This is a genomic window from Pseudolactococcus laudensis (genome assembly GCF_013449735.1).
In the GTDB taxonomy this organism is placed as follows: Bacteria; Bacillota; Bacilli; order Lactobacillales; family Streptococcaceae; genus Pseudolactococcus; species Pseudolactococcus laudensis.
Genome location: NZ_JACBNY010000010.1, coordinates 58608 through 65880, shown reverse-complemented (window position 1 = coordinate 65880; position 7273 = coordinate 58608). Strand labels below are relative to the sequence as shown.

Annotated in this window: 5 protein-coding genes, 7 tRNA genes and 1 rRNA gene; all 13 read right to left on the bottom strand. The window is 38.5% G+C overall.

Going from position 1 to position 7273, the window contains the following annotated elements; genetic code table 11:
• Positions 1-10 precede the first annotated feature (10 nt).
• The 13 genes from rrf to hpt all read right to left on the bottom strand — a co-directional run bounded on the left by rrf (position 11) and on the right by hpt (position 7265).
• Positions 11-126, bottom strand: a 5S ribosomal RNA gene (rrf, locus tag HZR21_RS07050).
• 27 nt (positions 127-153) lie between these two features.
• Positions 154-227: transfer RNA gene (locus HZR21_RS07045), tRNA-Ile, on the bottom strand.
• Positions 228-274: 47 nt separating this feature from the next.
• Positions 275-345: transfer RNA gene (locus tag HZR21_RS07040), tRNA-Gly, on the bottom strand.
• 27 nt (positions 346-372) lie between these two features.
• Positions 373-445, bottom strand: a tRNA-Phe gene (locus HZR21_RS07035).
• A gap of 46 nt (positions 446-491) precedes the next feature.
• Positions 492-564, bottom strand: a tRNA-Asp gene (locus tag HZR21_RS07030).
• A gap of 14 nt (positions 565-578) precedes the next feature.
• A tRNA-Met gene (locus tag HZR21_RS07025) sits at positions 579-652 on the bottom strand.
• A gap of 32 nt (positions 653-684) precedes the next feature.
• Positions 685-774, bottom strand: a tRNA-Ser gene (locus HZR21_RS07020).
• 8 nt (positions 775-782) lie between these two features.
• Positions 783-854, bottom strand: a tRNA-Glu gene (locus tag HZR21_RS07015).
• 138 nt (positions 855-992) lie between these two features.
• On the bottom strand, positions 993-1697 hold the full coding sequence (locus tag HZR21_RS07010; protein ID WP_180747038.1) for a LysM peptidoglycan-binding domain-containing protein: 705 nt from the start codon (positions 1695-1697) through the stop codon (positions 993-995).
• A gap of 152 nt (positions 1698-1849) precedes the next feature.
• Positions 1850-3730 carry an acyltransferase family protein gene (locus HZR21_RS07005; protein ID WP_180747037.1) on the bottom strand — a complete coding sequence of 627 codons (1881 nt, stop codon included), beginning with the start codon at positions 3728-3730 and terminating at the stop codon, positions 1850-1852.
• The gene (locus tag HZR21_RS07000) at positions 3727-4446 is read right to left on the bottom strand and encodes an MORN repeat-containing protein (protein WP_180747036.1); all 720 of its coding nucleotides are present in this window, start codon (positions 4444-4446) and stop codon (positions 3727-3729) included. Before HZR21_RS07000 ends, HZR21_RS07005 begins: the two co-directional genes overlap by 4 nt.
• Before the next feature lie 79 nt (positions 4447-4525).
• On the bottom strand, positions 4526-6568 hold the full coding sequence (ftsH, locus tag HZR21_RS06995; protein ID WP_180747035.1) for an ATP-dependent zinc metalloprotease FtsH: 2043 nt from the start codon (positions 6566-6568) through the stop codon (positions 4526-4528).
• Positions 6569-6722: 154 nt separating this feature from the next.
• Positions 6723-7265, bottom strand: coding sequence for a hypoxanthine phosphoribosyltransferase (gene hpt / locus HZR21_RS06990; protein ID WP_180747034.1), 543 nt, complete (start codon positions 7263-7265; stop codon positions 6723-6725).
• Between the last annotated feature and the right edge of the window lie 8 nt (positions 7266-7273).

Here is a 7273-nt window from a genome sequence, read left to right as displayed (position 1 = left end):
AGCGGAATATGCTTGGCACCGACCATATCTCACAGGGGGCAACCCCCAACTACTTCCGGCGTAATGAGACTTAACTGCTGTGTTCGACATGGGAACAGGTGTATCTCTCATGCAATAAGCACCAAACATTTTTTGAAAAAATAAATTTTCAAATGGGCACAAGTGGACTCGAACCACCGACCTCACGCTTATCAGGCGTGCGCTCTAACCAGCTGAGCTATGCGCCCTAATCTGTATATATTAGGATCCATTTTTTGCAATAAAAAAATGGTAAAGCGGGTGACGAGAATCGAACTCGCGTAGTTAGCTTGGAAGGCTAAGGTTCTACCATTAAACTACACCCGCAGAGATTCATTATGGTTAACCATAATATGGCGCGAGACGGAATCGAACCGCCGACACATGGAGCTTCAATCCATTGCTCTACCAACTGAGCTACCGAGCCAAATACTTTTTAAGTTAGTTATAAAATACTGAATAAGTATTTTATACGGTCCCGACGGGAATTGAACCCGCGATCTTCGCCGTGACAGGGCGACGTGATAACCGCTACACTACGGGACCTACTGATTTTAAAATTGCGGGAGCAGGATTTGAACCTACGACCTTCGGGTTATGAGCCCGACGAGCTACCGAGCTGCTCCATCCCGCGATAATTTTATATTAGGAACTCATCGTTCCTAAAGGAGGATTAGGGATTCGAACCCTAGCACGCTTTTACACGCCTGACGGTTTTCAAGACCGTTCCCTTCAGCCAGACTTGGGTAATCCTCCATAAAAAATAGTCCGTACGGGATTCGAACCCGTGATACCGCCGTGAAAAGGCGGTGTCTTAACCCCTTGACCAACGGACCAGGGTTTGAACTGTTTGAGATGTCTCAATCAGCAACAAAAATAATTATATCGTATTAATTCTATTCCGTCAAGCTTTTTTTCAAAAAAAATTGAAAAATTTTATAATTGATTTTAAAACTTGACGTCAAGTACCCTTTTTATAAAGCCCAGTGAGTCATACCACCATTGTTAAAAAGATAGATTGCTCCCTCAATTTGCGCGTTCAAATCGCCATCATATCCTGGATAAGTAGGGGCTAATTGGAACAAACCATAGTAACCAAGAGAATTTTTAATTGTGGCAATCCAACCGCTTTCTCTTGAAATAATATAATCCCATTGACTAGCATCCACACCTGTACGCGTTTGAAGTTGCGTTAATACATAGGTACGTTCTTCATCCGATAACCCACCAGCAGCAACTTTATTTCCGTTATTAACAGAAACACCTTGTGCTTCAACATCATTCTCAGTATCTAAAAGTTCTTTTGTTTCTTCTTTAACAACATAAGATTTTGAAAATGCTAATACTTGACCGACAGAAATCGCTTCTGAAGAAGTTAAATCATTTTGCTGCATAATAGATGCCATGCTAACTTGGAATTGACTAGCAATCGCACTTAGTGAATCCCCTGCTTTAACAGTATAGCTAATTAGATCACCTGTTTCATCCGGCTTTACCGGCGCAACTTGCTCAGCATGGTCTAAACTGGACACTGCTGGTTTATGACTAACCTGAGTTGTCACAGCTGCAATATTATTTTGTGTTATTTTCTCTGTTTCAGAATTCGTTGTATCAGCCTGAGTACTACTCTCATTTCCTAATACAAGAAAAACAGAAATGCCAAATGTTAATCCTAGCATCCCAATAAGACTTAAAATTGTAAAAATTATTTTATGTGACGTTTTAAACCCATTTTTTTTATATTTTCGCATATTACTTAATTTTAACACAATACTTAAATAAAAAAAGCCTTGTCACAGACTTTTTATCTATTTGTCATACTTTTGTAACTTTACGGTTTACCTTTTGATTTCGCAACTTCATTCAAACTCTGGGCCAATAGATTGAGATAGTCAATCGCAACATCTTGTTTACCAGCAAAGTGAATCTTATCTGCCCAAAGAAGATTTTCTTGAGGCTCAATATAGCTTGCCCAATCTGCCACTACTATCCATTTATATTTATTTGGAAGTGATTTTAAATAAGTATTAAACTCATTTAAAACTACTTTATTTTTTCCATTATAAGGCGTGACAAAGACTAATCTCGTCCCTTTAGGTGCATTATCAATAATTTTTTGAACATCAGCAGTCATGTCACTCGTTACATTTGCACCAGCTGAAATAATCACATATTTTCCTATTGTCCCAGCTTTTACACGTTTTTCAAAGGAATTAAGAATACTATCATAGTTCAAACCAACCTGTGCATCCACATCCGCATCAGGTAAAATAGTCGCTAAATAAGGTACCACACCAACCATCACTGAATCACCCAAAACAGTTTGAGAACTGTTTAGAATTTTATCTGAGATAGATGTGCTTTGTTTCAATCGCATATCTGTACTAGTATTAAATCCAGCATCAGGGTTATACCAACTCGTATTCGCGTTTATATTATTACCTACATCATATAAATTCTGTCCCAATTGTCCTTTTTGGTCCAAAGATACCATCGCTTCGCTAATCGCTGCCTCATGAAGACTTCTCTCAGTTTTGGAAAGCGTAGGCGCAGTCAGCATCACACCAACCCCCACCAAAACTACCACACCCAAGCCACCATAAAACGGCTTACTCATCATCCATTTCGCTGGTTGTTTACCATGGAAATAAGGTTCAACACCATAATAGACTGCAGCTGAGGCTGTAAATGAAACGATAAAACTCAAGACACCCGCCAAGAAAACTTGTGATACAAAATGAGAAATGACTAGCCAAACCGGCCAATGAAAAAGATAAATACTATATGAAGTATCCGCAAGTACCGTCAAAATTTTAGGTTCTGGACTAGTTGTACGTTCATGCAAAATTCTAAATTGAACAATCAAAATTGCAGTTAAAACGCTCGTTAAAATCAAATTGGTTCGAATTGTCCAGATACTTTCAAATTTCCCAAATATACTTAATAGTAATAAAATCAGGATTGGGACACCAGACCAAAGCAATATTTTTTTAACCGGATAGTTCGAAAACTGTGCTCTCTGTTTATCGCTAATCCGAACACCAACTATTGTAGCAATAATTGCCCCGATAAAAAAGGGATAAGCATGACTCGCAAAAGCAAAATAGCTATAGCTTAAATATTTAGGGTCAAAAGTCACTTCAAGGTAAATAATAGATGCTATACTCGCTAGTACAGCAAGTACAAACACAATAAAACGCGTTTGCCCTAATAACTTTTTACCTGTATAGCCTTGTTTTTTTAACCAAAAAACCAAAATAAACAGCAAAGCACCCCAAATCAGATAAAAAAGAAATTCCAAAGATAGCGTCCAGGTATGGATATATAACTGTGGTGTTTGCTGTGCTTCATATGATAAACCTGACTGTATTTCAAACCGATTCGTCACAAAACCAATGGCAGCAGCCACTTGCTTAGCTAGGTTAGCCCGAAAATCAGACGGCAATAATAACGTAAAAGGTAATGTCGTTACAATCATGATGACCAATGGTGGAAAAATTCTGATAAAACGACGTTTATAGTAGGTCAATAATGTAAAACTACCAGACTTTTCAAGCTCGATAAAAAAGAGAGAGGTAATCAGATATCCCGAAAATACAAAGAAAATATCAACACCGATAAAGCCACCTGGGAAAGACTTAACGAAAAAATGATAGCCTAGAACAGTCACCAGACCCAAAATTCGAATTAGGGAAAACCATTTAATTTTCATTTAACAAGCTCTCCCATCTTAAAATCACCTGTAATAGGCGTACCTACAATTGGTGTATAGGTTCCTTTACCATCCGGTAAACCATTTTTCCACGACCCTTCATAGCTCGCACCATTGGCAAAATGCATCTTGCCTTGCCAAATGCCAGCAAACCGCCAAGCTCCTTCAAAGGAAAAAATGCTACCATTAAAAGAATATTGACCTGCTGCTTGATGAACGACTGACTTGTCCGCTAAGGTAATCGTTACTTTGCCATCTTTTTCAGTCACAGTATAAGCATTGTTTTTAGTATAGGTCAAAGATCCAATCATTCTACCTGCCTTAAATTGTGCTTTCAATGCGTTACCTGAACTATCAGTAATCGTCGCATCACCAAAGAAACGACCATTCTTCATCCCACCTTGATAGGTAAATTTTTGGTCCAATGACTTTTCAGACACTTGACGCGTTAGACTAAAATCTCCTAGAGCATAAATTTGAGCAATGACAATGACGAAAAGGCTGACAAATATTGCCAGCGTTAATTTTTTTATTTTAATTTTAGGTGTTGTTTGAGTCGGTATTGCTGCCTCAACATCATTTTGTGTCAAAGACTCTTCGGAGAATCCAGAAGTGTCAGTGTCAGAAGTGACTGAATCAACCTTCAGCGTCTCTTCTTGCTCAAAACGACGTTTGGCTTCAAGTTCTGCCAATTTTTCCTTGAATGTTTGAGCCAATTTATGCTTCTTCCCTCAGTTTATTAACTAATATTATATCATAAATCACAAAAAATCAGGCGACTAGGCCTGATTTTCATTAATTATCTTGATTTTCAATTTTGTTTAAATCATCATCCAAATTATCAACTTTTGGTTCATTAACTGCTTTTAAAGTTTGTTCAAAATCTGCTGGTTCAACACTTTCAGACTCTGTAACATTATCAGCAGGCATTTGACCTGTTTCAAATAAAGATTTAATTTGACGTGCATCCAAAGTTTCATGTTCAAGCAGGGCAAGTGCAATTGCCTTGTGTTGTTCACGATGACTTTCAATGATTTGACGAGCAGTTTCATGCGCTTCATTAATGATGCTACGCACTTCTTCATCAATCGCTTGTGCCGTATATTCACTGTAGCCTTTAGTTTGACCATAATCACGACCAATAAAGACAGCTTGAGAATTACCTTCAAGTGTCACAGTACCGAGTCGTTCAGACATACCATACTGTGTGACCATACCACGCGCAAGTTGAGTAGCTTGTTCAAAGTCATTTGAGGCACCAGTTGTAATGGCATTGAAAATGATTTCTTCTGCAGTTCGACCACCCATAAGACCTGCCAGACGTTCTTGCATATCTTCTTTAGAAAGTAAGAATTGGTCTTCTTTTGGTAAAGAAATCATATAACCACCAGCACGACCACGTGGTACGATAGTTACCTTATGAACGAAACTAGCATTTGAAAGAACAAGACCAACAATTGTGTGTCCCGCTTCGTGGTAAGCCACCATTTCACGTTCACGCTCAGAAATTCGTTTGTCTTTCTTAGCTGGGCCTGCAATCACGCGGTCTTCTGCCTCATCAATATCAGAGGCATCAATCACAGACTTGTTACGTCTTGCAGCAACGAGCGCTGCTTCATTAAGAACATTTTCCAAATCCGCACCAACGAAACCTGGTGTTTGTTGGGCAACAACTTTTAAATCAACGTCAGCAGCCAAAGGTTTATTTTTAGCATGGACTTTCAGTACCGCTTCACGACCTTTAACATCTGGTGCTCCAACGAGCACTTTACGGTCAAAACGACCTGGACGTAACAAGGCTGGATCGAGCACATCAGAACGGTTAGTTGCTGCAATGACAATTACAGCATCGTTACTTTCGTTAAACCCATCCATTTCGACTAGGAGTTGGTTAAGGGTTTGTTCCCGTTCATCATTACCACCGCCCATGCCGGCACCACGTTGGCGACCGACAGCATCAATCTCATCGATAAAGACGATAGCTGGGGCGTTCTTTTTAGCATTTTCAAAAAGGTCACGGACACGTGAGGCACCGACACCGACAAACATTTCCACAAAGTCTGAACCAGATATTGAGAAAAACGGTACCGCAGCTTCACCAGCAACAGCTTTGGCAAGCAAAGTTTTACCAGTTCCTGGAGGGCCTTCAAGAAGGACACCAGCTGGAATACGCGCGCCTAAATCATGATATTTTTTAGGATTTTTCAGGAAATCAACAACTTCGACAAGTTCTTGTTTTTCTTCATCAGCACCTGCAACGTCAGCGAAACGGACTTTAACCGTTTTCTTGTCTTGCTCTTTAGCACGTGATTTACCGAAACTCATCGGATTACCACCGCCATTAGCACCGCCACCTCGCATGCCGCCCATCATCATGTAAAGGAAACCAATCATGAGTAGAAGAGGTAACCAAGACCCTAGAAGAGTTAACCAAACACCATTAGACGCTTCTGGTTTGACAGAAACTTTAACTTTTTCTTTGTCTGCAATTTTTTGCAGTTCACTAATGGTAGTGTCTGTAGGTAAAATTAAACTTGTAAATTTCTTAACTTCAATAGGCTTATTAGCAATCAAAGAAAAGTTTGTTTTTGCCTTTACTTTTTCAGCTTTTTTATATTCCCCACTCACTGAAATCAATGATGCAGAAGGCTGATAAGAAAATTCTTTTATATCACCAGCTTCTAGTTTTTTAACTAGTGTTGTGTAACTAATTTTGTCAACCGTTTCAGTACCAACACCCTTGACGAAATATTGGAAACCGACAACCGCAACGATTACCATAATTACCCATAAGAAAGAGTTTTTTATGAAACCACTGTTTTTATTTTTATTATTCATAGAATCCTTGTCTAAATTTTGTTTTATATCAGATATTATGACAAATTTTTCCAAAAATGTCTATTATTAACGTCAGGTTTGGTCAATATCAGCCTTAAGGCTGATATAAACTTTTTTTGAAATAGCTATCCCACTAAATGCTTTATTTTATCCCTCAGTTTTTATAAATCTCTTCTTTAAGAATACCAATGTAAGGAAGATTACGATAGTGTTCATCATAATCTAGACCAAAACCAACCAAAAACTCATTGGGTAGAGTAAAGCCAACATAATCTGCTTCAATATCAACAACACGTCCTTCAGGTTTATCCACCAATGTGACGATTTTAACCGAATTCGCTTTACGATATAACAACAACTCTTTTAAATATAAAAGTGTCCGTCCAGTGTCAATAATATCTTCAACAATCACGATGTCACGACCTTCAACTGATGTATCCAGATCTTTGATCATCTTCACTTCACCAGATGATGACGTACCACCATGATAGCTTGATACAACCATGAAATCCATCTCAATATGTGCATCAATTCGTTTTGTTAATTCCGCGAAAAAGGGTACTGAACCTTTTAAAATTGCTACCATCAATGGATTTTTATCTGCATATACTGTTGTTAAAATTTGACCCAATTCCTGTGATTTTGCACAAATTTCTTCTTCGGTCACTAAAACTTTTTCAATCGTTTTTTCTAACATTCTATCTT